General features: G+C 49.8%; 17 protein-coding genes. 6 read left to right on the forward strand and 11 right to left on the reverse strand.

Translation table 11 applies throughout. The features are described 5' to 3' along the window. Positions 1-78 precede the first annotated feature (78 nt). Together MMG03_RS12305 and MMG03_RS12310 are read right to left on the reverse strand one after the other, a co-directional pair. Positions 79-3936 (reverse strand): fibro-slime domain-containing protein, encoded by a 3858-nt coding sequence (locus MMG03_RS12305; protein ID WP_249506405.1) that lies wholly within the window; start codon positions 3934-3936, stop codon positions 79-81. A 316-nt stretch (positions 3937-4252) separates the two neighbouring features. Beyond that, positions 4253-8140, reverse strand: a complete 3888-nt coding sequence (locus MMG03_RS12310; RefSeq protein WP_249506406.1) for a fibro-slime domain-containing protein — start codon at positions 8138-8140, stop codon at positions 4253-4255. 305 nt (positions 8141-8445) lie between these two features. Here MMG03_RS12310 and pta point away from each other — a divergent pair, with 305 nt between their 5' ends. The 3 genes from pta to MMG03_RS12325 all read left to right on the forward strand — a co-directional run bounded on the left by pta (position 8446) and on the right by MMG03_RS12325 (position 12152). Further along, positions 8446-9837: a phosphate acetyltransferase gene (pta, locus tag MMG03_RS12315; protein ID WP_088666119.1), complete on the forward strand. Its 1392-nt coding sequence runs from the start codon at positions 8446-8448 to the stop codon at positions 9835-9837. Positions 9838-10026: 189 nt separating this feature from the next. Continuing rightward, positions 10027-11517, forward strand: coding sequence for a flotillin family protein (locus MMG03_RS12320; protein ID WP_073287019.1), 1491 nt, complete (start codon positions 10027-10029; stop codon positions 11515-11517). A gap of 293 nt (positions 11518-11810) precedes the next feature. Next, entirely contained in the window at positions 11811-12152 is a 342-nt protein-coding gene (locus tag MMG03_RS12325) for a type II toxin-antitoxin system RelB/DinJ family antitoxin (protein WP_112132253.1), read from the forward strand. A gap of 412 nt (positions 12153-12564) precedes the next feature. Here the strand turns inward: MMG03_RS12325 and MMG03_RS12330 are convergent, their stop codons facing one another. Beyond that, positions 12565-12837, reverse strand: coding sequence for an antitoxin (locus tag MMG03_RS12330; protein ID WP_112132254.1), 273 nt, complete (start codon positions 12835-12837; stop codon positions 12565-12567). Next, positions 12834-13124, reverse strand: a complete 291-nt coding sequence (locus MMG03_RS12335) for a toxin (RefSeq protein ID WP_112132255.1) — start codon at positions 13122-13124, stop codon at positions 12834-12836. The genes MMG03_RS12330 and MMG03_RS12335 overlap by 4 nt, the downstream gene beginning before the upstream one ends. A gap of 396 nt (positions 13125-13520) precedes the next feature. Here MMG03_RS12335 and MMG03_RS12340 point away from each other — a divergent pair, with 396 nt between their 5' ends. From MMG03_RS12340 to MMG03_RS12350, 3 genes are read left to right on the forward strand one after another with little or no spacing between them, the layout of a single operon-like run. Further along, positions 13521-14528, forward strand: coding sequence for a hypothetical protein (locus MMG03_RS12340; protein ID WP_112132256.1), 1008 nt, complete (start codon positions 13521-13523; stop codon positions 14526-14528). Between the two features lie 10 nt (positions 14529-14538). Beyond that, positions 14539-15192, forward strand: a complete 654-nt coding sequence (locus MMG03_RS12345; protein WP_112132257.1) for a hypothetical protein — start codon at positions 14539-14541, stop codon at positions 15190-15192. 36 nt (positions 15193-15228) lie between these two features. Beyond that, on the forward strand, positions 15229-15630 hold the full coding sequence (locus MMG03_RS12350) for a hypothetical protein (RefSeq protein WP_112132258.1): 402 nt from the start codon (positions 15229-15231) through the stop codon (positions 15628-15630). 667 nt (positions 15631-16297) lie between these two features. Here the strand turns inward: MMG03_RS12350 and MMG03_RS12355 are convergent. From MMG03_RS12355 to MMG03_RS12385, 7 genes are all read right to left on the reverse strand, one after another. Further along, complete coding sequence (locus MMG03_RS12355; protein WP_073161159.1) at positions 16298-17095, reverse strand: hypothetical protein; 798 nt, start codon at positions 17093-17095, stop codon at positions 16298-16300. After that, on the reverse strand, positions 17092-17235 hold the full coding sequence (locus MMG03_RS12360) for a hypothetical protein (RefSeq protein WP_158236530.1): 144 nt from the start codon (positions 17233-17235) through the stop codon (positions 17092-17094). Before MMG03_RS12360 ends, MMG03_RS12355 begins: the two co-directional genes overlap by 4 nt. Positions 17236-17310: 75 nt before the next feature. After that, positions 17311-18648: an ATP-dependent 6-phosphofructokinase gene (locus MMG03_RS12365; protein WP_073237430.1), complete on the reverse strand. Its 1338-nt coding sequence runs from the start codon at positions 18646-18648 to the stop codon at positions 17311-17313. 190 nt (positions 18649-18838) lie between these two features. After that, positions 18839-20707: a cell wall metabolism sensor histidine kinase WalK gene (locus tag MMG03_RS12370; RefSeq protein ID WP_073161157.1), complete on the reverse strand. Its 1869-nt coding sequence runs from the start codon at positions 20705-20707 to the stop codon at positions 18839-18841. Then, positions 20695-21417, reverse strand: coding sequence for a response regulator transcription factor (locus MMG03_RS12375; protein WP_073161156.1), 723 nt, complete (start codon positions 21415-21417; stop codon positions 20695-20697). The genes MMG03_RS12370 and MMG03_RS12375 overlap by 13 nt, the downstream gene beginning before the upstream one ends. A 25-nt stretch (positions 21418-21442) precedes the next feature. Continuing rightward, positions 21443-22300 carry a hypothetical protein gene (locus MMG03_RS12380; RefSeq protein ID WP_073237428.1) on the reverse strand — a complete coding sequence of 286 codons (858 nt, stop codon included), beginning with the start codon at positions 22298-22300 and terminating at the stop codon, positions 21443-21445. Positions 22301-22395: 95 nt separating this feature from the next. Then, positions 22396-23790, reverse strand: a complete 1395-nt coding sequence (locus MMG03_RS12385) for a hypothetical protein (RefSeq protein WP_146741813.1) — start codon at positions 23788-23790, stop codon at positions 22396-22398. Between the last annotated feature and the right edge of the window lie 40 nt (positions 23791-23830).

The following is a 23830-nucleotide window of genomic DNA, read 5'->3' on the forward strand; positions in this document are numbered from 1 at the left end:
GAAGGTCAGCGGGCAAAAAAAAGAAAAGGCGCCGGCATTTGGCCGGACACCTTTAATGAGAGAGGTTTAATTTCTTTTCTAGGGCCCGAATTCTAGGCCAAGCTTGTTGACTTTTCCACGGCGCACGCCCCACAGCTTGTCGCGGGTCTGATGCATGGTGGTCTTGCCGTTTACGATAATCTTCAATTCCAGTCGGGCGATATACACACCGGTTCCCACGAGGCGGCCGTTGTTGGAGCGCATGTTCCAGGCCAGGAAGATCTTGCCCTTGTTCTTCATGCAGCCTTCTTCGCCATAGATTTCCTTGTCGGAGCACTTGATGGACTTGGAAGTTCCGCCCACATATTCGCCATACTGGCTGTAGTAACGTGTACGGTAGAAGAGTTCTATGGCGTCGTCTGCAATCAGGGACTTGGAACCGTTGCGGAATTCTTCGATGTTGTATTCGTTCAGGGTGCCGTCCTTGATGGCGTCAATGACGGTCTGGCTGACTCCGGCCTGCTTCAATTTTTCATCAAGTAGACCTGCCCTGATCGAGTTGAACAAATCCGTCTGGGTGGTGGTCGAAATGGAACTGATTTCGGTCAGGGTGTCCCTGCTGGCTTCAATATTGTCTTCGGTCAGTTTGGCTATGATGCCCTTTTCTTCTGCTGTTAGGGCGGACTGGTAATTGCTTTCGTTGATAGTACCTTCCATGATGGCGATGACGGTGGCTTCGCTAAAGCCGAAGTTTTCGCCAACCACTCCGGTTCTGATATCGGCAAAGACCTGCGTCAGGGCTTCTTCTTCGCTGATGCATATATATGTCGTATCGTAGGTCGTGGTGCTTCCCAGCTGAGATTCGATGAATGCGTCCAGCGAGTTGATGTCCTTCTGGGTTTCTTCCAACATGATCTTGGAAATGTCGTAGTCAATGAGGCTGCCCTGAACACCGAGGGAGTCGCCGATCTGCTGAGCGTCCTGGGTAGTGTTGGTGATCAGCAGGCTCTGTGTGACGGTATCCTTCTTGATGATGCCGTAGGGGTCATCGCCGATAGAAATGACTCCCGGACTTTCGTTGGTCAGTTCCTGGTCGCCAGTGATGGTTACCCAGGCGTTGTCCTTGTGGGGAGCGTTGCCAACAAGGTCGATGGTCTCGTTTGCGGAACCGTTTCCGGGGACAAAGCGGATCAGGTCTCCATTGTTGGGCAATACGGCGTCCTGTGTGGTCGAACTATAAACCAGGGTCATGGTATTGCCGCTACCGGATTGCAGTACCGGGGTTTCGGGTTTCTCGTTGATGCCACCGCGCATGCAGATAAATTCAAACATGGTGGCGAACTGAATACGGGAATCGTCTGAGATGGCTTCGCTGAAAGTCAGTGCCAGGTGGCGGTTACCATCGTTGCTCTTGGACTTCACGGCACTTACGATAATGGGGCCCATGCCGTCGCTGATGGGCTCGTTTTCCTTGTAGAACTGACTTGTCTTTCCATTGTCCTTGTAGGTGAACCAGTTGTTCAGGGAACCTGTGTAGATATTGGTTGCACCTCCGGTGAACTGGCGGCTACCGAAACCGCACTTGGCGTCGGTGCATTTTTCAACATCGATATCTTCGGCGGTCAGGACGATGGTATTGTTGTTGATGAGTCTGAACTTGTCGGTTGCCATAAAGGCTTCGCCAAATTCAAACTGAATGGAATCCAGACGGCTCTTGTCAGAAAGGCTTCTGTCGAACTGTGCATATAGGCTGTCGGCTCGACCGTCACCGTTTCTGTCAAAAATGGTTGCTGTAACGATCTGCGGAATTGGCGGATCGGCAAAATTCAATTTTGTCCAGGCAGAAGAACCTGCTGCTGCGCCCTTGATGGTAAGTGTTGCTCCGGTAACAGGGGCGTTGGCGTGTACGTAGAAGGTGGCTCTGCCGTTGGAATCCAGGTTGACGGAAGTAATCTTCTTTCCGCCGATGGTATCAAGAATGTCGATGTTTACGTCAGAGAAGGACAGGTTGATCTTTCTGTTATAATTATTGACTGTAGCCCATTCTTCAAAGAAGGTGATGTTGACCTGGTAGGTGGCGTAAGCCCATTCGCCGATCTGAGTGGTGTCGCCAGAAACGGCCGTGCCGAGGACTGTCCAGTCTTCCTTTGCGAATGCTACGCTGGGGAGGTCGTAGGCAGGGACGGTAATTTCGACCTTTGTAGTCTGGCTGGGATCGGACTTCAGGGTGATTTCCAGGAAGTAGTGGCCCGGAGCCAGGGCGCCGTTAGCCTTGATGGCTTCTACGTTGACGCTGAATGTAGAGTCGCTGGTAATGTTGAGGCCTTCGTAATGCAAGCCCACATCAAGAATCTGGGGTTCAGAAAGATTGCCGCCGGTAAGCTTGAATGTGGAAGCGCCGCCTGTAGTATCCGTTTCTGTAGAGTTGGCGTCATAACCGCAGGAAAGCTTGTTCTTCTTATTGACCTGCCAGACTTTGTAATTGGTTTCATCACCCAGGGGGATGGACGTTACGAAAATGGAGGCGTCCACCTGCAGGTCGATGGATGTACGCATACGGAAATTAGAAGAACTGGTATGGCGTTCCACATAGAAAATATGGAAGTCATAGGTAGTTCCTTCGACAAGTCCCATGGTGTCCAGGTCTACGGCACCTGCAACCTGTCGGTGCTGGCCACCGATATCTACTGCCAGGCGGTTGTCGATAAAGACCCACACGTCGTCATCGCCGTAGAAGTCGAAGTACTGACCGGGAACGTATTCAAAGGTGGCTTGGATCTTGACGGCGAAACCGAAGTTATGCTTCTGGCCGTTGCCTAGCTGGTCAAAGTAGGGATTCTTGACGGTCTTGGCGTCATCCAGGAATTCAAAGTCGTCTACAAGGAACATGCCGCCCTTGGTGGCGTCATTTCCTTCGGAAACATTGTCAGAGGAAACTTCGGCCAGCCAGAAACCTTCCTTGTCCATAGAGATGTAAATGTCGCGGCAGGTCATGTTGGTGTACTGGGTGCCGGCGGCATCGGTAGCCACCACTTCGGGCAGGAACCAGTTTGCCAGGTGGGTGGTAATCTTACAGTCTCCGGGGAACGGATCTGCGGGAACGGGAACGCCGTTGGGACCCAGATTCTTCTGGACCATGCCTCCCATATATCCCTTGTTGTTGTTGGATCCGCCACAACCGCCAGAACCGAAGTCGGCGCTGACACCGTTGGCGGGGTCGCCGTTCTTGCCGGGATCGTCACCGTCGCCCTTGTCGCCATGAAGCCAGTCAAATACGGTAACGGGGAATTTCTTGAGGGGGCAGTCTCCTAGGACGCCGGGGTACTTGGAGAATAAGGCGGGAACGTCTGCCTTGTAACCCTGCACCCAGATGGTGTCGGAAATGCTGGCGATGGAATCCAGGGAGATTTCGCTGGCGATGGTCGGTTCGGTGATGGTGACGCCTTCTGCGCCTACATAGTTACGACCGACAGTCTGTTTAAAGTAAACCTTGAGTCCATTTTCGGGAGTTTTGACCGATGCGGCGAACCAGCCACAATAATTCTTGATGGGCTGCATGATGCCCACGGAGTCGCCGTTCATGAAGAGGATGGCGTTGGTGTTGCTCCAGGGGGTAAAGAAGGCGATCGTCTTTCGGCTGCCGGGTTCTTCGAGAGTCAGCTTGCCGTCTTTGCCGAGTGTGGCTGTTGCTGAAGTGGCTCCGTCCTTGAAGAGGTCCGCGCCCTTGATGGTGACGTTTCTGCGCTGGACTGTCAGGGGAGTATTGCAGTTCCTGTTGGTGTATAAATTGATGGTGACGTTCTTGGCATCCACTGTAGAGAAAGAAATGCCATTGGCGAGGCTTGTACATCTCGTGAGATTGTTTCTGCCTGAAGTAACGGTGTAATAGAGATTTCCGTCGGCGTATTCCACGTCAGCGGTGTAATCTGCGGCGAACGCTGCGGCCGAAAGGCCCAAGACTAACCCTGCCTGTGCGATCGCACGAAGGGGTTTAAATTTGTTAAACGAAACAAGGGAAGGCAACTTCCTTGCCTTCTCAAGAAGTACTCTACACACCATCCAATCTCTCCTTAGTGAGGCTCGCTACACCAAACGAGTCTCTAGGTCTCCGTAGAAATAAATTATTCCTGATTGGAATGCAACAAGTAAAGAGTGCGTTTTTGTAAAAATACCGGAGAAAACTTTTTTTGAGGCCTTTTTGGGGGAGTTCGTTCCAAAAAAAATCCCCCTTTGGCAGGGGGATTCCGTGTAAGAATTTTTTAGGACAGTCTAATTAGAGACCAAGGTCAATGGCGTTAACCTGACCGCGACGGACGCCCCAGAGGAAGTCCTGGGTCTTGTCGGTAATGGTCTTGGTGTTTACCTTGATCTTGATTTCCAGACGGGCGATGTAGACACCGGTTGCGGCGAGTCTTCCGTTGTCTGCGCGCATGTTCCAGGCCAGGAACAGCTTGCCGTCGGAATCCAGGCAGTTCTTGCGTCCGCCATCCTTGAAGATGTCGTCGTTACAGGTCAGTCTGCCGGTCTGACCGCTAACATAGTGGCCAAGGCTGGTGTAGTAGAAGGTCTTGTAAGTCAGCACGGTGCTTTCTGCAACGGTAGAGACGATGTTCTTGATGTCGGCTTCGGTACCGCTGGAGTAGTAGTGCAGATTTTCGACATTCAGAAGACCGTTTTCGTAAGCGTCTACGATGACTTCGCTGAGGTCAAATCTGTCCTTGGCTTCACCGATGCTCATGGTACCGTTTGCGACGGCGGTGATGATTTCATCGATGGTGTAGGTCTTGTCGGCGTTAGCGGGATCGTTTGCTGCCTTCTTGTCTACGTAGCTGGGAGTGCTCTGAACGGCCTTCACAATTTCGGCAATCTCATTTTCTACCAACTGTGCCATGTCCAGGTCTCCCAGGTAATGACCCTGTGTGCCGTAAACTGCGGCGACCTGCTCTGCGCTCATGGCCTGTTCGCTAACGACCAGCTTCGGAACCGTGGCGTTGGGGTTGGTAATGATTTCCTTTGCTCTCTCGAAATTCTCTGCGGCAGGATCCAGGGCCACAACCTTCGGGCTGGTAACGGTAACCTTCTGCTCGCCGGTGATTCGTACCCAGGGGTTTCCTTCGTGGGGGAGAATTCCGATTAGGTCGTGAGCCTGTCCGCCCATAGAGGGAACCGTGAACCTGATGGAGTCGCCTACGGCAGGGACGATATCCTGTGTGCTACCCTTGGAGAATACAAGACTCCACTGGTTGGGCTGTCCTGCGCCGATTCTTCCGGGGGTCTTTACTACAGTATGAAGAACCTTGTCCTTCCAGCAGTGGAAACTGAACAAATCAATGTTTGCGTTTTCCTCGTTGACGCCTTCACTGAAGGACAGTCTCAGGAACGTATTACCGTCGCTCATGTATTCAATTTCAGCGGCGACGATAACAGGACCGACTCTGTCGTACAGGATGCCTTCCACAGGGAAGTAGGACTGCTTGCCGGATTCGTCAGTGTAGGTGTAGTAAACGGTAATCTTTCCGTTGTAGGGAGCCATTGCACCGCCGGTATAGATCGAGGTGCTGAATCCCGAACCACTTGCAACGACATAGGCGAAATCTTCACCGTCGTTGTAGACTGCCTTGTAGGGGGTATCGAAATTGCTTCCGAATACGAACTTCAGGGAATCCAGAACACTCTGGCCGCCGAGGGCCTTGTTGAAGTGAAGCCAGATGCTGTCAGCGCGTCCATCGCCATTTCTGTCGTAGATGAATGCGGAATCAATCTGCGGAACAGGCGGGACTGCAATGTTGATGTTTGTCCAGTCTACAGAAGCGTTCTTGGCGCCTGCACTCTTGATTGTCAAGGTGGCGTTAATCACTTCGTCCTGGGCCTTGATATAGAAGCTGGCATGGCCTGCTACCAGGACCACTTCGTCAATGATGTTGCCCAGGGAGTCGCATGCGATCAGGTTCGGGTTAGTAGAAATGATGGATACTGCGATACCGCTATAGATAGTAGCCCATTCTTCTGCATACATGATGTTGACGGGGTAGGAGCGTCCTGCCCACATACGTTCAGTACGGTCGAGGCTAACAGGGAGAGTATCGCTGGAAACGTCGCGGGAGATCTCGTTACCGAATGCGTGCCAGTACTGGGTGTAGCAAGTGGAGTCCATTGTGGAATCTGCCGTTTCGCTGATGTTGGCGACACAGTAGCTAGAATCCTTGACGCTTGCGTATGCCAGGTTGGGCAGTTCGTAGGGATCCACGGTAAAGTAGACGTCCTTGTACTGGTCGGGACTGTCGCGGAGGGCTACGCGTACGTAGTAGGTTCCCGGCGGCAGACTCTGTGCAAAGCCGATCGCCTGCAGGTCAATGGTAAGCATGGTATAGTCATTGGTGACCTTGATACCGCTATAGTAGGCGGAATCAAGCTTGGAGAGGGCGATGCCTCCCTTGGCCAGACTCTTACCGAACAAGGTGAATGTTGAGGGGCCGAGAGTGGTGTCGCGAAGTTCGGGGCTTGTAGAGAAGTCGCAGGCCAGGGCGGTCTTACGGACAATCTGCCAAACTTCCTTCTGGATAACCTTTTCGCCACCGGGAATGTCCTTCAGGAACATGCTGGCGTCAGTCTTCAGGTCGATAGACGTACGCATCTTGAAGTTGGATTCATCCTTGTGACGTTCTGCGTAGAAAATGTGGAACGGGTAGGTTTCGCCAGGAATCAGGGGGTCGCCTGTATCCTGTCCGATGGTATCCAGCTTTACAGAACCGCTAACCTGGTGATGTTGGCCGCCGATATCCACCACAAGCTTGTTGTTGATGAAAACCCACACATCGTCATCGCCGTAGAATTCAAAGTACTGGCCCCTTACATATTCAAACTGGGCCTGGATCTTCATGGTAAAGCCATAGTTGTGGGTACCGATATTTTCGCCACCGTTGAGCCAATCGAAGTTGGGGTTGGGAACAGTTCCTGCCTCATCCAGGAATTTGAAGTCATCCAGGAAGAAGAGACCCTTTTCGGGGCTTTCCAGGTTCTTCTGACCCAGCCAGAAACCCTTGTTGTCCAGAGTCAGTTCCAGATCACGGCAAGTGGCGTTGGTGTACTGGTTGCCGGCGGCATCGGTTGCCAAGACTTCGGGCAGGAACCAGTAATCAAGGTGATCCGTAATTTCGCATTCCTTGGGGAAGTTCTTTGCCCTGACAGGAACGCCGTTGGGGCCAAGTTCCCTTTCGACCATGCCCAGGCGGGCCTTGTAGGCGTTGTCTTCGCCCTTACATCCGCCGGTACCGAAGTCCTGGCTTGTAGTGCCTGCCTGTGCGATTGCGTTCTTTTCATCACCCTGGTCGCCGTGGAGCCAGTCGAACATCATGACGGGCAGTTTCTTTACAGGGCAGTCGCCGAGAATTTCGGGGAATGCGGTAGAAATTTCGGGTTCGCCATACTGGTTGGCCACGATCCAGAGTTCCTTGCCGATGGCCAGTGCGGAGTCCAGCTTGATTTCGTCTTCGATGTCGATGGGTTCCTTGATGGGACCGTTCTTGCCGATGTACATGTCGCCGATAGTCTGCTTGAAGGAGACGTAGACATTCTTGGGAACAATTCTAAGGGTATCTTCGAACCATCCGCAGTAGGTTTCGCGGATGGGAGTCATGGAGTAGTCCTTGCCGTTGAGGGTCATGAGAGCCGTGGTGTTGTTCCAGGAGGGGAGCAGCCTAATAATGACCGTGGCGGAATCGGGTACCACGTATTCGTCGGGAATGCCCGGCAGAATTTCAAGAGAACCCTGACTCAGCTTGAGCCAGACTTCGTAAACGGGCTGATCCTTGATGGTCTGGTCATACTCCGGGAAAAGCGTAGCCAGGTAAGGCATATCCTTTTCTTCGGAAGTGAGGTACGTGCCGCACTTGTCCGTATTCTTTTCGCAGTTTAGACCGAAGCGAAGCCTGCGGAGTTCAGCCTTCCCGTCGTCAAGACGTTCTTCGTTGAACTTGATTGTATAGGTACCGTCGCGTTCCTGGCTGACCAAGCTGTACTTCAGCTTTTCTTCGTTATCAGCATAGTAAAGACTGTCACCCTCGTAAATGATATGGGCGATAGCGACAGTTGCCGCATTTGCAGAAATAGTAAACAGAGCCAGGCCAACCGCCAAGCTCCGGAATAGGTTCGTCAACCGCATCCGTTCTCTCCTTAGAATTTCCCAAACAACAAAACCGCCACAAAAATAATTTTTTTTTAACATTACTCAAGTGCTTTTGTATCAATAAATTGTAAAGTTTTTTTTGTAATTGGGATACGTCGGGAAGGGAGCCGCGAACTGGAATAAGACAGGCCTATAAACGCCGATTTTGAACGTTTTTTTTCGCAAAAAAGGCATTTTTGAAAAAAACAGGTGCTTTCGGGGAGTCAAAATCCTAATTTTTATGCCGTAAAAAGAAAAGCTAACTGGAAAAAGAACTTTAATCGAAAAATGGAGATTTCAGAATGAATCGCGTATATCTCGTAGCCTCCGAAAACATGGAAGCTAAAATCAAGGAAGCAAGTGAAGCCGTAGCCGCCGCAGGCCTCAAGGTCGCCACCTACAAGCCCGCTGTAAACGGTGCCGCTGCCGCCGCCCAGATCAAGGCCGACAAGACCGCCGTCCTCATGGAAACCATCGCCGCCGACTTCCTCAAGCAGGATTTCGAAAACGTGGACCTGGTAGTGGTAGAAGGTGCCGTAGGCATGAGCCCCGTCTGCGCCCAGGCATACAACGAAGCCCTTGCAACCGCTCTCGATTCCAAGATCTATTCCGACAACGAAGATGCCGACCTGTTCTGCCCCAAGCGCCTCCTCCATTGCCCCAAGTGCATTGCCCGCGACCTGGCTGAACCCGCCGCCGAACGCAAGACCTCCCAGGCCATGTTCCGCGCAGGCCTCCTGGTGAAGGCTTCCAAGGCTGCAAAGCGCATTGTCCTGCCCGAAGGTTCCGAACCCCGTACCGTCCAGGCCGCCGTTCTCGCTGTAGAACGTAACATTGCCGTTCCGGTCCTTATTGGTGCAAAGGCGGAAATCGAAGCTGTCGCCAAGGAAAAGGGCGTAAAGCTCCCCGCAAGCATCGAAATTATCGAACCCTCCGAAGCTCTTGCCGAGAAGTACGTTCCCACCCTGGTCGAACTCCGCAAGTCCAAGGGCATGACCGAAGAACAGGCCCGCGCAGCCCTTAAGGACAACGTGATGCTTGCAACCATGATGCTGAAGATGGGTGAAGTGGACGGTCTCGTTTCCGGTGCCATCCATTCTACCGCAGACACTCTCCGTCCGGCTCTCCAGATCATCAAGTGCGCTCCCGGCGTCAAGTCCGTCAGCTCCGTGTTCTTCATGTGCCTGCCCGGTCAGACTTACGTCTATGGCGACTGCGCCATCAACCTGAACCCCACCGCCGAAGAACTGGCCGGCATCGCCCTCCAGTGCGACGATACCGCAAAGGCTTTCGGCCTTCCCAGCCGTGTGGCCATGCTCTCCTACAGCACCATCAATTCCGGTAAGGGTCCCGACGCTGACCTGGTGAAGGAAGCTACCGCCATCGCCAAGGCTGCCCGCCCCGACATGGCCCTGGATGGCCCGCTGCAGTATGACGCCGCCACCACTCCCAGCGTTGGCTCCCTGAAGGCTCCGGGTTCCGCTGTGGCCGGCAAGGCAACCGTGTTCGTGTTCCCCGACCTGTCTGCCGGTAACATCGGCTACAAGGCCGTGCAGCGTTCCGCCCGTGGCACCATCGCCATCGGTCCCATGCTCCAGGGCCTCGCCAAGCCGGTGAACGACCTGTCCCGTGGCGCCTTGGTAGAAGATATCGTCTACACCATCGCTCTCACTGCTGTTCAGGCACAGGCTTAAAAGCTAGTTTGGCTAATGCAAAAAAGACTCGCTTGTCAGTAGGCGAGTCTTTTTTTAAGGAAAAATTTATGCAGGTTTACGCCTGTACGATTTTTCCGATTTTTTGATCCGAAGAGATAAAAAAATCGTATCTTCATTAAGGAAGAGAACAAGTTAACTAGAAGGACGAAAAATAAAAAAGGAGAACAAATGTCCACTGAAACAATCATCGCCATCGTTGGTGTGCTTGTCTTACTTTTCATCATCCTGTTCTTTGCCGCCTATATCAAGGCTGCACCGGATGAAGCCGTGATTGTATCTGGTATCCAGAAACAGCCTCGTGTTATCATTGGTCGCGCAGGTTTTTGCATTCCGTTCTTTGAACGTGCGGATCACCTGAGTTTGCAGCTTATTCCTATTGACGTGAAGACTCGTAATGCAGTCCCTACTTCTGATTACATCAATGTGGTTGTTGATGCTGTCGTGAACGTGAAGATTTCTGACGATCCTTCGAGGCTTAGGGCCTCTGCCCAGAACTTCTTGAACAAGAAGCCCGAACAGATCAAGGATATGGTGGTCGACGTTCTTGAAGGTAACATGCGTGAAATCGTGGGCCAGATGAAGCTGGTTGATATGGTGAGCGACCGTAAGCAGGTTTCTGAACGCGTCCTTGAAAATGCTATTCCGGATTTGGAAAAGCTGGGTATTATTGTGCAGACTTTCAATATCCAGAATTTTGCAGACAGCAATGGTGTTATCGAAAACTTGGGCGTAGACAAGACTGTGGCTATCCGCAAGGCAGCCGCCATTTCTAAGGCTAATGCTGAACGTGATATTAGTGTTGCCCAGTCTCAGGCCAAGAAGGAAGCTAACGATGCTGCTGTTGCCGCTGACCTGGAAATTGCTCAGAAGCAAAATGATCTGGCAGTGAAGAAGGCTAACCTGCAAAAGATTTCTGATACGGAACAGGCTATTGCTGATGCTGCCTATAAAATCCAGGAACAGAAGCAGCGTCGCGAAATTGAAATTGCCAATGCCGAAGCAAACATCGCTAAGCAGGAAAAGGAAATTGAAGTTCGCGAAAAGATGGTGGCTGTCCGCCAGAAGGAACTGGAAGCTGAAATTCAGAAGAAGGCCGAAGCTGAACGCCAGGCCATGATTCAGAAGTCTGAAGCCGACTTGTTCCAGCAACAGAAGGATGCTGAAGCAACCCGTTACACCGAGGAACAGCGCGCCGTGGCAATCACCAAGGTGGCAGAAGCAGAAAAGCAAAAGGCATTCGCTGAAGCAGCTGCTATCAAGGCCAAAGGTGAAGCTGAAGCAGACGCCGTGAAGGCCAAGGGTATTGCAGAAGCTGAAGCTCTGGACAAGAAGGCTGAAGCCATGAAGAAGTATGGTGAGGCCGCTCGTCAGGAAATGCAGCTGAAGACCTTGGAAAAATTCTTTGAACAGCTCCCTGCTGTGGCAAGCAACATCGCAAAGCCCATGGAAAAGATTGGAAGCATCACTATGTACGGCGAAGGCAATACCGCCAAGCTTACAGAAGATATTACCAAGACTCTTTCTCAGATCACCAACGGTCTTACCGATTCCGTAGGTATCGACTTGAAGACCATTGTGGGCAGCATGTTCGGTGCAAAGCTTGCAGGTGTGGGTGGTGTCAAGCAGATTGCTGAAGAAAAGAAAGATTCCGACAAGTAATCAAAAACGTTAAACGCAAAACGCGACCTCATTGAGGTCGCGCTTGTGTTTTGAATAAAAAAAAGTTTTTATTGACGCTGAATTCTTTTTTTAAAGCTCTGCTAGATAATTGCTTGCGTGGTGCCTAAGCTGCGAAATTACTGTAAAAATGCTTGTGAAACGAACCGACAGGGCAGGTTGTAAGTCGCATTTGTGCAGTAACAATACAGTAGGTCAACGGGCTTACAAATTACAACTTATTTGCTAAGCGCACGTTTACGCCTAGCAGAGCTTTTTATAAAAAAGGAGGCGTCATGCAACAAGTTGCATTTAGCGTCAGAATGGACAGTGATCTTAAGAAAAAGTTTGACGAACTTTGTGAAGAATTCGGAATGTCCATGGCTACTGCCATCAACATTTTCGCTAGAACAGTCGTCCGCGAAGGCCGAATTCCATTTGAAGTGTCCTCCTTCAAATCCCAGCCTCTTATGGCAGCAGACATTCACGCCCCCTACAACGCAGGCGGCAAACGCGCCACCAGTCAAATGCTTCGAGTAATGCAAGCTATTTCTGCCGAGGCACAAAAAGCCGGTGTCGCCGACATGAGCCTTGACGAAATCAACGCCGAAATCAACGCCGCAAGGAACGGCCTTTAATGCTTTGCGCCGTTATTGACACGAACGTTATCGTTTCCGCATTCCTGAAATGGGATTCTATCCCCGGTCAAGTTCTGCAAGCCGTTTTTTGACGGTTCCGTCATCCCCGTATTCAACGACGAAATTCTTAATGAATACGAGTTGGTTCTAAATCGGGACAAATTTCATTTCCCAAAGAATCTTCTAAAGTCTACGCTAGAACAGATATAGATTCTTGGTGTTTTAGAAAGTGATTTGATTGAAATCGCAGAACAAATGCCAGACCCAAAGGACATCGTCTTTTATTCCGTTGCCCTAGCCCACGGGAAAACATCAGAAACTCATCTGGTAACGGGAAACACCAAACATTTCTCAGCAGTCCCAATCGTCGTCACGCCTAAAGAATTCCTAGAAAAACTGGAGCAGAATAATACTACAAAGATTCCTTAGGGACCAAGGCTCCAATTAAATATCGGTGAAGCACGGAATTGATTAGCGTTTGATAAGGAATCCCCGCAGCCTGCGCCTTCTTTTTAAAACCATCTATATCGGAAGTCTGCATCCTTATAGAAACATTCTTTGAAACTACGGAACGTTTCATAGAAGCAAGTTCCTCATCAGACACGGGAACTGTTCTTCCCGATTCAACAAGTTCCATCAGTTCACGTTCTTCATCATCTAGCGGCACATTTTTTTTCTTTTTCATTTGAGTAAATCCTTATATTTTTTCTGAAACACACGAGACTGAAAAGCAGTCTTTATGAAAATTTCGCCTCTATCCGTTTCAACAAACGGTACACAGCAAACATACCCATCTAAAGCAACTACATACATTCGTTGACCTCCGTGAGCTTCTTGATTCGGCACCATTTCCATTTGAAACCGTCCCTGTTGAATAAGCTCTTTAACCTTATTCAAATCTATTCCACGCGTATTTAGCAAAATTTTCGCCTTTTCCTCGTTCCATTTTATTTCTTTAGTTTCAATATACATACATTACAATACAAATTCAATAGTTAAATAGAGCTGAGATATTTTCCCAGCCCTATTCTTAACACGTTATTTTCACCCGTTTTGTACGTAAATTTTTGAAAAAATGATTATATTTTCATTGACATAATTCCCGTAGAAATACGAGGAATGCAGGATATTTGAGTTTTTGCTCTATTCCGGCCTTGGAAATCTGGTAAATTTTAAAGGACGCCGTGGAATAAGCAGACACTCACGCACACTGTGCGTGGGTCGTTTGTGCTTATGGCGTTTAGGTTTACCAGAACCTCCAAGGCGTGAGTGCATTCGTACCCACGCTTTTTTTGTACCAAGAAAACGTGATATGCCCTTGGGATAGATTGCTGCAGAACAAATCTTGAAGAAGGAGATATCGTTGATATGGCTCGATGCGATAATTGCCATGGCGAATATGATTGGAGTGATTTAAAACCTGAATCTTTTCGCTGTTTAGGCGGAGATAGTCTTTATAGAAGATCGGTTTCCGTTTGCCCAGAATGTTTACGTCAATTACGTCAAGATGAACGGCGTTTCTTAGAAAACGAAAAAAGAGAGAAAGCTGAAGCTGAACGTGAGCGTAAGCGAGAGGAAGCTGAAGCAGAGCGTGAACGAAAACGAGAAGAAGCAGAACGTGAACGGAAACGGGAAGAAGCAGAAGCTAGAGAAAGTGAACGTCAAAGACGTGCTGCCTTAACTCCAGAAGAACGACGCGCAGAAGATGACGCAAACGAAAAGGCTACAAAGCGATGGTCCATATTAAGCCTTGTTTTCGTTGAACTTTTGGCCGGTTTTATTCTGTATAATATCGGCTATGGAGAATACACTACATTTGGCATAATTAGTTTTATCTTAGTTGGTCCAACGTTTTTTTTCAGAAAATTTCTTTGGCCAATCGGCTTCGTGATTTACTCACTAATTTCTTTCGCCTATACAAAACCCAAGGCCGCCTTATACACCGTCTTAATTTCAGCCGGCCTAATTGTAGTTTTACACGATGTTGTTTCCGATAACAAATGGATTGAAAAAGTGCCTGAAGCACAGATTGAATCTAGCGAAGCCACCCAATCCCGTACAAAACATGATTATTTGTCTGAACTAGCCAACATCAAAACGGTTCCTAAATTAGAGAATTTCTTTACCCAGGTAGCATCGGACTTTGAGGCCGGCAAAATGGGAATTTCAGGAAAATCGGAACAAGTCAAATCCGGCAACAAAATAATGACCGACGTATATAGTTTCCTAGCCGAATCCGTTCACGAAATCAACGAAGACCAACTGGAAGTTTTGAAAAAAAACATTCAGAACAATCCTGCCGTCAGCGATTATAGAAAGAAAAAAGCTCTGTCAGAACTTAATCGTGGCTTAGAAAAAATCAAATCTCTAAAATAGGAAGGAATTTATGGATCCATTTCTTTTCCCCGATTACGAGAAATTGTTCGAAAATTGCCCGCACGTTAACTTCTTTCCTCACGTTGGAAAGAATTACTTCCAGTCAAAGAAAAGAATATTGATTCTTGGGGAATCACATTACGGGTCGAAAGAACGAGACGATTCTTATCGCTATATGACCATCGACACCATTGACTGGTGCTATTTAAAATGGAAAAGCGAAGGAAAGCCTCTTGTTAGATGGAACCGTTGCTACGAAAATACGGCTAAAGTAATTTCCCCGATCGCTGATGCAGAATCGTACAAAATTTACAGCGATGTGGCGTTCTTTAATTTCTTTCAAAAAGTAATAGGCGAAGGAAATCACGCCGCCAAGCAATTCCTTACTCCAGAATTAATTCAGGAATCAAGACTTGCACTCAAAGAGGTTTTGGATGTTCTGAGACCTGATTTAGTGATTGTTTGCGGAACTGGTAAATTACAATGGAATTGGTTGCCACCTGCAAGAAAGAACATTTGGACAGTTCCCGGAAAACTCACCCTCTTTACAATCGATGAGTATCCCGCCATACCATTTTGGTGCATACGTCATCCATCAGCATTCTTTTCCGTCACAAGATATCGCGAACGTTTCGCATTAGTCAAGGATTATCTGCAATTATAAGTTCAGTTTAAATCAAAAAAATCTCAAGGAGAAAATATGGAAAAAGAGAAAATCAGTAAAATCATTGATTCCGTCAATAACGCAGTTCATAACGATGAACAGATAAAAAAGGTTGTTGATTCGGTCGACAAGGTGACCCAAAATCTGAAAGACCAAACTGTTCCCAAATGGCGCAGAATTCTTTCCGTTGTTTTGACGGTTGGTGCAGTTGTTTACGACGTATGCCCCATTGATTTGGTCCCCGCATTTCCTTTGGACAACTTGCTTGCAACGGGAGCAGCAACATTCAATCTCATTCAGCAGAACGCTCAAAATCAACAGGCATTAATCGTAAAAATGTCAAAGTATCTTAAGTGGACTTTCGTTCTGTTATTAATCATGACGGTTCTTATTTTCGGAACGCTCGTCGCCTTAATCATAAATTTAGTTGGAGCGTGAACGTCTCCATGCCGCCGTGGCAGAGAACACCGCCGAAGCAACTATCCCCAAAACCTTCGTTCGCGCGCCATCGGTTTCATCTAACGGCGAACATATTAAACTCACAAAAGGTGCGACAGAAATGCCGCACTTTTTTTGCAAATCTACTACATTTTGATACCATTTTGGCTCTATTTTTATAAAGCTCTGCTAGATAATTGCCTGCGTGGTGCCTAAGCTGCGAAATTACTGTAAAAATGCTTGTGAAACGAACCGACAGGGCAGGTTATAAGTTACATTTGTGCAGTAACAATACAGCAGGTCAACGGGCTTACAAATTACAACTTATTTGCTAAGCGCACGTTTACGCCTAGCAGAGCTTTTTTAAATTAAAAAAGAGTTGTTCAAAATAGTTTGTGCAAAAATCTGGTCCGTTAGGAGGATCCATTGAAAAATGGAACGATGATGGCTTGCGACGTTCTCATGAAATATTGGCGAAGGATTCCATAAATCTTCCGAGTTCTCTTAATGGATTGAAAACGACATTCGCTTGGTTGAGTCATATGCCAAAGTTGGTGAGACTCTTCGATTTGAAATATCCGATACTTTGCAGACCGTTGTCTGTTCAAAGGAATAAAAAAGAAACGCGACCTCATTGAGGTCGCGTTTCTTGTAGTTCATATTTTTTTTACTTCTTGTCCAATCTTTCGTTGATCTTCTTCTGGAGTTCCTTCAGGTGCCAACGTCCACGCTTGTCTTCCAGGAAGTAGCTGGTACGAACGCCTCTTGCAAGGCCGCGGTCGATCAGGTCCAGGGCGTCGGCGTAACGCTTCTGGTCAAATCTCAAATCCGCCAGGAAGTAATAGTTGTACAGGTCCTTGGGGTTCTGCTGCAGGGCCATGGTCAGATACTTGTCCGCCAGCTTCTTGTCGGGCCATGAAAGCACCAGGGGAACATAGGGCAGCATAAAGTGGGCCCTGCCTAGAATCTGCCAGTCTTCGGCTGCGGTAGAAACGTCGCGGACAATGTTGGCTACGCCGTCCTTCACAGAGGCGAGAGCTCCGCGTTCATTACCCCACATAGAAATGGCCGACGCGTACACATGGGCGATTTCCTTGTTCTTGGGGAATTGCCTGTAGGCGTTTTCGCTGATGGTCTTCAGGCTGTCCAGTTTCTGCTTACGCTTGCTCTTGTCGAAGTGAACGAATCGGAAACTGAAGAAAAGACTCTTGGTCAAACCTTCGGTCGCAGCCTCGAGAACGGAGGAGTCTGCCATGGCGGCACGATACTTCTCGATCATCAGGTTAGCATTCTTCTTGTCTGCTTTATCCCCATTGGCGCGTTCGGCGCGAGCGGTGAAACAGGAATCCGCGATACGCAAATCCTCCTTACCGTTGTAGCCGGCGTTGGCCACACCTGTAGAATCCGCGAAACCAAAGGTCGCAGAAATCGCAATCATCAGTAATGTGGCGAAGAACTTATTCATACCTTCCAGTTCTGCAGCAGCTTGTTCAGCTGGGCAATGCGGGATTTTTCTTCATCGGTGCCGTGGTAGGTCTTGAACAAGAGATACCGATACTCCATTAGAGCGGTGCGAATCAGAACTTTTTCTTCTTTCTTTAACATATACAGTTTGCGATATTGGGTAAGCGGGATTTGGGAACTTGCGTTCCCGTACCGCTAACTTTAAAAAGAATGGAATTACTTGTGGCCCTTGCCCTTACCGGAGAAGTAGTCCTGCTGACGGGTCATACCGAGAACAGCGTGCCACAGGGTTCCGTTGGGGTTGATCTTCTTACGTTCGTTGACAGCATATTCGATAGGAACATGAGAGAACACATTGTTCATGCTGCCGACGACCATGTCGGTCTTACCGGCCATACCAGCGTGTACGGCGGCTTCTGCCAGCTGGAAGCAGAAGATGGCGTCGGTGCCCTTTGCCGGGGTGCTGCGGACCATGTAGCTGGGGTCGAAGTACTTGATGTTGATTTCCTTGCCCACGTTCTTGAAGTGTTCCTTGATCTTTCGGGTCAGGAATTCACCAATGTCGTTCTTCAGGATGTTGCCGCTGGCGTCCTTGCGTTCGGGCTGGTCGTTGAACAGTTCCTGGCCGGCGCCTTCGGCCACAGCGATCACGGCGTGAGTCTTGCCGTTGTCGTAGCGGCTTTCAAGAGCCTTGCAGAGACCTTCCAGAGTAAAGGGAACTTCGGGAACCAGGCAGATGTTCACCACGGTGGTGGCGAGTGCTGCGTATGCTGCGATGAAGCCGGAGTCGCGACCCATGAGTTTTACCAGGCCAAGACCGTTGAATGCACCGTTTGCTTCGTTATGGGCGCAGGTGATAACGTCGGTAGCACTGAGAACTGCTGTTTCGAAACCGAAGGTTCTGTCAATTAGGTTCAAGTCGTTATCAATAGTCTTGGGAATGCCGATAACGGAAATCGGCTGCTTACGCTTTTTAACTTCTTCGGCAATATCGTGGGCGCCGCGGAGGGTGCCGTCACCGCCGATACAGAAAAGCACGTTGATGTTGAGGCGCATCAAGGTGTCCACCATGACGGCTGCGTCCTGGTTACCGCGGGAGCTACCGAGAATGGTGCCGCCGTCTTCCTGGATGGCGTCAACCACATCCGGGTTCAGAACCTTGGGAGAATAACCGTACTGCGGGTTGAGACCGCGGTAACCGTAAGGGATACCGAAAATGTTGCGGACACCGTAATCAAACCACAGAGTCTGTACGAGGCCCTTGATCACGCTGTTGAGGCCGGGGCAGAGGCCGCCGCAGGTCACGATGCCTGCACGGGTCCAGGCCGGGTCGTGGAAAATGGTTTCGCGGGGGCCGGCAGCTTCCAGGCTGGGGACCGGGGTGTTGGTTTCGTAGAAGTGCTTCAGACGGTTTACGTCGGTAGTAAGGCTAACCTGTTCGCTATCAGAAGTGAACTGGATACCCTTCATGGGGGACTTCAGAGTTCCCACGCCAACGGTTTCAATAGAAAGATCATATTCAGACGGATTCTGCAGAATATCTTCTTGAGTCATACTAGCATCCCTTTATGGTTGCTGGGTTATACAGCTTGCCCTTGTACTTAAAAAATACATAAAAGCGGAAGCCGCGACAAAAGGCTTGCTTTCTAGCACGGCTGAGCAGCAGTATTTTCTGCAAAAAATACATTATTAAGTTCGCAAAAAATGTTGCAAACTTAAGTTTTATCGGTAACAAATTATTTAACTAAAGGTCCAGCGGCGGGAAGTGAATCTTGGTGCGCAAACCGGGATTTGCGTTTTCCAGTTCGATCTTCAGGTTGGTCAGGGTGCAGAGCTTCTTGACCATGGAAAGACCGATACCTGTTCCACTTGTCTGGCGGGTCATTTCGTTTTCGACGCGGTAGAATTCCTGGAACACCTTCTTCATTTCGGAGGCAGGAATACCGGGGCCGAAGTCACGGACCGCAAGGTACATGTCAGTACCCTTGATGGCCAATTCGATATTGATCATCTTGTAGTCCGACTTCTTGCTGAACTTCAGGGAATTGTCCACCAGGTTCATCAGAATCTGCATAATGGCATCGCGGTCAATTAGCAATGCGATGTTGCTTGCATCCGTATCCGAAGAAACGGTCAGCTCGAAACCCTGCTTTTCTACGTTCTTGCTGTAGGTGGCGATAAAGTCGTCTAGCACAGCCTTGGGGCGTTCCCTGCGTAGCTGCACGTTCCAGCGGTTGCCATCCAGTTTTGAAAGGTTCAGCACATTCTGGATCAGTCGGGAAAGTCTGTCGGCTTCGCTGGCGATCTGGTTATAATACTTCTGTCGTTTCTCGTCGCTGACCACCCAGGAATTCTGCAGGAGTTCCGCATACATCTTGATGGCGGTAAGAGGCGTTTTCAGCTCGTGGGTAATTGCAGAAACGAAGTCCTGACGCTTGGTGGCCAGAGCCATCTTACTTTGGATGAAACGGTAGATGGTCCAGAGGGCGATTGCGATAAAGATCAGCAGGATGATTCCCGAAATCAGGGTGACCATGCTTCCGATGTTCGTCGCTTCGCTGGCGAACATAGAGAATCGAATGCTATCGTAGGGCTTGGCTAAGAAGAAGAACTTCTTCAGGTAATGGGAAGATGTTCTACGACCGATGGTAGAAATCGTCTGACCGTTCAGGGAAATTTCGATGGCGTAAGGGGAATAGACGTAGTCTTTTAGTTTGTCCTGAGCGATAAAGTTCAGGTAACGGAACATGTCTACGGCAAAACCCTGAATAACGGGCATCTTACCGATAAGGATTCGTCTGTAGAAGACGATCGTATCGTTAATGGCCCTTGCCTGGAAGTTGGAAATGTCGACGTTGGTATTTGCCCCGGAGAATGCCAGCAGGTCCGTCTGCAGAGTGGAGTCATCCTTCTGGGTTTCGGCGATATAGGTGATAGCTTCGTCTTCCGATGTGGTTTCCGTTCTCACGGGGAGGGCGAAGTCGGGCATTTCATCGTACAGCTGGTCGATGGTTTCCGTGGAGTCCATCATCTGGGTGGCTCGCTTGGGAAGACCGTTCTTGATGTCCAGGGTGTCCAGGAGGTGCTGAATCTGGTCGCGGGTCTTTTTACGTTCTTCGCGGTGGTCGAACAGCGCGTTGTCCCAGATGGACTTGCCGATAAGGGTTGTTGTATCCGGGTAGAACGGTGTAAGCAGATCTCCGTTATGGGAAATCTGGAAGTGACCAATCAAGCCCTTGGTACATTGATAGTTGGGGTCGTATTCGCAGAACGGACCGATGCGGTCGGGGAATACGAAAAAGTCAGAGAGCAGGCTTCCGCTTCCGCCAATGACGGCAATGGAGTTCAAGATGCCGTAGGCTTTATAGGAACGGCGGTTTTCCTGGTTCAGGTCCTGCAACAAGGCAAGTTCAAACGTGGAAAAGGCCTTCTGGATATCTTCCTGGACGTTGCGTTCGTTAAGGTCTCGAGCCTGACGGTAAGACTGCACGAATATGATCGTCAGCGGAACTGCGATAATCAGGAAAATGGAAATAAACACCAGGCGTTCCTTGATGACCGCCTGGTGCTTTTTAACGTATGAGAGAGCTTCTTTGAGACTTATCTTTCGCATTCGGGTGCAGAGCGCATCTGATAGCCTTCACCGCGGAAGGTCACCAGCAGTTTCGGGTGAGAAGGATCGTCTTCAATCTTCTTGCGGAGCTTGGTGATGTGGATGTCCACGGTACGGGTGTCCACGGATTCAGCATTTTCGTAACCCCAGACCTTGCGGAGCAGTTCGGAACGGGGAACGGCGTGGTCGCGGTTAGTCCACAAGTATTCGAGGATTTCGATTTCCTTGCGGGTGAATGCCAGTTCTTCGTCACCGCGGGTACCGGTGTATTCGCGGAAGTTCACCTTGAGGTTACCGGCAACGAGCTTGCCTTCGTTTTCCATGCTCTGACGGCTACGGCGGAGCACTGCTTCGATACGGGCCAGGAGCATGGGAACAGAGAACGGCTTCGGAATATAGTCGTCAGCACCGAACTTGAGACCGTTGATGATGTCTTCGTCGGCATTCTTTGCAGAAAGGATGATGATGGGCAGGCTCTTGTCCTGTTCGCGGATCTTGTCGCAAACGGTAAAGCCGTCCATGCCCGGGAGCATCAGGTCCAGAAGTACAAGACCGTACTGGCCGGTCAGGGCTTCTGCGAGGCCGTCTTCGCCATTGATTACATGCTTGACGCGGTAGCCATTCAGCTCGCAGAGGTCGATGAGGCCTTCTGCGATGGCGATTTCGTCTTCGATAATGAGAATGTTTGTGCTGCTAGTATTCTGAGTCATCTATGTACCTAAAAAATTTGCCGAATTAGATTGCGAGGCCCACACCCACTTCAACGGTCATGTTACCCGGATCGACTTCGCTGGGATAGTCGCCGCCGAAGTAGTACTTGAAGTTGGCATATGCGGCAATGGGGATGATGGGGAGCTTGGCGCGCATACCCACCAGCACGTGGCCGCCGATAGAGGTGTTGAGACCTTCGTCAAGAGCCTTGGTCTGAATATCCTTCTTCATGTTCTCGCCAATGGCGCTAGCCTGGGTATTGGCTGCCTGCAACTTTTGGTTGACAACTTCTTCAGATTCGCCGTTCAACTTTGCATCTGCGACTTCGCCATATGCCTTGGCCAGATCATCAACGCCCTGCTTGACTCCTTCAACGATGCTAGAGGTGAACTTCTGGTTCAGCACGAAGGAGTTCAGGTAGTAGGTCACGCCACCGCCGATGTAGGGGCGGATAATGGGCAGGGAAGTAATGGGGTAGGTAATGGAAAGGTCGCCGTTCATGGCTACGAACTTCGGATTAGCCTTGCCGAAGGGGGTGCCGCCCAGTTCGACTTCCAGGGGAATTTCCTGAACGGATTTTTCCGAATTGACAAAGAGGCTTGCGTCGTAAGAACCGAACTGGAAGTTGACGGTAGCTTCAACGTCGATAATGGGGAGAATGTCTACCCACAGCTTGAAACCGAAACCCTGCATGGTGCCGTCAAAGCCGCCGTGCTGCAGGCTGATACCGGTGTTGTCGTCAATTTTGGCGATGTCGGCAGGCTTGTCCATGCCCTTCATCTTGGTGCCAAAACCAGGTGCATAGTGACCACCGATACCGATAATTGCAAAAGACTGGGAGGCGAGCAAGGCGCCTGCTGCAATAAGAGCCTTAAAATTCATATCTACTCCTTAGAAAAGATTTTGGAATCAAACTAAATAATATTTTCCAAAAAGCAAACCGCAAATTGGCCGAAATGCCCTTTTTAGAGGCTTTTTTAGCGAATAGCGGGGATAATCAGGAATACTTTCTGTCCGCGGGCAACCTTCAGGTCCTTAAAGGTGTACTCTCCAGCGTATCCGCCGTTCATGCCGGTTGCCTTGACGGTCACGTTGTGGACGCCGGTTTCTACCGGGGTTCGGGACATATAAATGGAATTGGGCATAAAGAGACCGATGCGCAGGTCGGCCTGTTCCAGCTGGCTCTGGGCCACATCGGTGCCAAGACTTGTCACTAAATTCAGGAGGACGTTGTCCGTCTTCATGGCCTTCTTGGCCTGCTGTGCGGCAATGGTTCGAAGGGTCACGCGAACGGCGGTACGGGTAATGGTGGTAGGCGTTTCTTCCTTGATGTTCTTGTCCAGTTCGGCGTTCACATCCATAATTTTTTCCGGAGAAAATCTCTGGCCGTCCACACTTACGTCAAAGCCCTTGACTCGCTGGGGCAGGGTCTTCTTTTCGGGGAGGGAGAATCCGATATGGAACGTCTCACCGTTGCCTCCGGAAACGGGCGGGGCTACCAGCGTGAAGGAACTGATTTTCCCGGTCTGCGAATCCTTGTAGTTTAGATGCATGACTCCGCCACTGACAAAAGTTCCGGACATGTACAGTTCACCGAGAATGGGGCTATGTCCGGCATAACCGATAACGATAATTTCCTGCCCAAGTTCGCGTGCCTTCGTTGCGGTGGGAGTGGCTGCCAGGGGTTCGTGCTTCAGGTCTTTCAGGTTGTCGGCGCGGTCTGTGCGGCGCAGGTTCTCGTTGACGAATTCCCAAACTTCCTTGGGCATCTTGATATTGCCTTCGTCGAAGGCCTTCACGGCCTGAACGTAAGAAATGGCGGCATCGTCACTTTCACCTGCCAGGTCGTAAACCAGGCCGCAGAGGTAACGCAAAAAGCCGTTGTCGTTGACCTTTTCGTTATCCTTCTGGTAAAGTCTTTCCAAGGCTAGCTGGGCTCGCTTGACTTCAACCATGGCTCCGTCCACATCGCCCATGGCCAGGTAGTTCAAAATTTGCAGTTCGTGGAGCACCACAATTTCAAAGGGGCGGGCTCTGTAGGGGCGCACGTTGTCGTTGGTAACTACGGCTGCCGCTTCGTTGGTGACGGATCTTGTATAGAGGTCGTCGTAAATTTCTTCGGCCTTGTCCAGGTTCAGGGCGCTTTCCTTGAAGTCCCTGTTGTAATGGTGGAGGGTTCCCAGGTCGAAATAATAGAGGAACTGGCTGTTGGAACCGTACAGGTCCTTTTCTTCTTTCTTGACCTTGTGGATGGCTCCGTCGAAGCCGTCCTTTTCCAGGGCAGGGGCCAAGGCTTCGTAGCGGGTCATGGACTTGTTGGCGCAGGAGCAAAGCAAAAGGGCTGCGGCCAAGAGTAGTAAGAGACGTTTCATTGTCGGTTCCTTCTTTGTTACTGCTGCAAATTTAATTTTT

The organism is Fibrobacter sp. HC4, from assembly GCF_023373925.1.
In the GTDB taxonomy this organism is placed as follows: domain Bacteria; phylum Fibrobacterota; class Fibrobacteria; order Fibrobacterales; family Fibrobacteraceae; genus Fibrobacter.

Bases quoted from the DNA above. Each gene is read 5' to 3' on its own strand.
- MMG03_RS12335 (WP_112132255.1), bottom strand. From the start codon at position 13,124: ATGTATATTGAAACTAAAGAAATAAAATGGAACGAGGAAAAGGCGAAA.
- MMG03_RS12360 (WP_158236530.1), bottom strand. From the start codon at position 17,235: ATGTTAAAGAAAGAAGAAAAAGTTCTGATTCGCACCGCTCTAATGGAG.
- MMG03_RS12350 (WP_112132258.1), top strand. From the start codon at position 15,229: ATGGAAAAAGAGAAAATCAGTAAAATCATTGATTCCGTCAATAACGCA.
- MMG03_RS12385 (WP_146741813.1), bottom strand. From the start codon at position 23,790: ATGAAACGTCTCTTACTACTCTTGGCCGCAGCCCTTTTGCTTTGCTCC.
- pta (WP_088666119.1), top strand. From the start codon at position 8,446: ATGAATCGCGTATATCTCGTAGCCTCCGAAAACATGGAAGCTAAAATC.
- MMG03_RS12320 (WP_073287019.1), top strand. From the start codon at position 10,027: ATGTCCACTGAAACAATCATCGCCATCGTTGGTGTGCTTGTCTTACTT.
- MMG03_RS12365 (WP_073237430.1), bottom strand. From the start codon at position 18,648: ATGACTCAAGAAGATATTCTGCAGAATCCGTCTGAATATGATCTTTCT.
- MMG03_RS12330 (WP_112132254.1), bottom strand. From the start codon at position 12,837: ATGAAAAAGAAAAAAAATGTGCCGCTAGATGATGAAGAACGTGAACTG.
- MMG03_RS12340 (WP_112132256.1), top strand. From the start codon at position 13,521: ATGGCTCGATGCGATAATTGCCATGGCGAATATGATTGGAGTGATTTA.
- MMG03_RS12310 (WP_249506406.1), bottom strand. From the start codon at position 8,140: ATGCGGTTGACGAACCTATTCCGGAGCTTGGCGGTTGGCCTGGCTCTG.
- MMG03_RS12355 (WP_073161159.1), bottom strand. From the start codon at position 17,095: ATGAATAAGTTCTTCGCCACATTACTGATGATTGCGATTTCTGCGACC.
- MMG03_RS12345 (WP_112132257.1), top strand. From the start codon at position 14,539: ATGGATCCATTTCTTTTCCCCGATTACGAGAAATTGTTCGAAAATTGC.
- MMG03_RS12380 (WP_073237428.1), bottom strand. From the start codon at position 22,300: ATGAATTTTAAGGCTCTTATTGCAGCAGGCGCCTTGCTCGCCTCCCAG.
- MMG03_RS12375 (WP_073161156.1), bottom strand. From the start codon at position 21,417: ATGACTCAGAATACTAGCAGCACAAACATTCTCATTATCGAAGACGAA.
- MMG03_RS12370 (WP_073161157.1), bottom strand. From the start codon at position 20,707: ATGCGAAAGATAAGTCTCAAAGAAGCTCTCTCATACGTTAAAAAGCAC.
- MMG03_RS12325 (WP_112132253.1), top strand. From the start codon at position 11,811: ATGCAACAAGTTGCATTTAGCGTCAGAATGGACAGTGATCTTAAGAAA.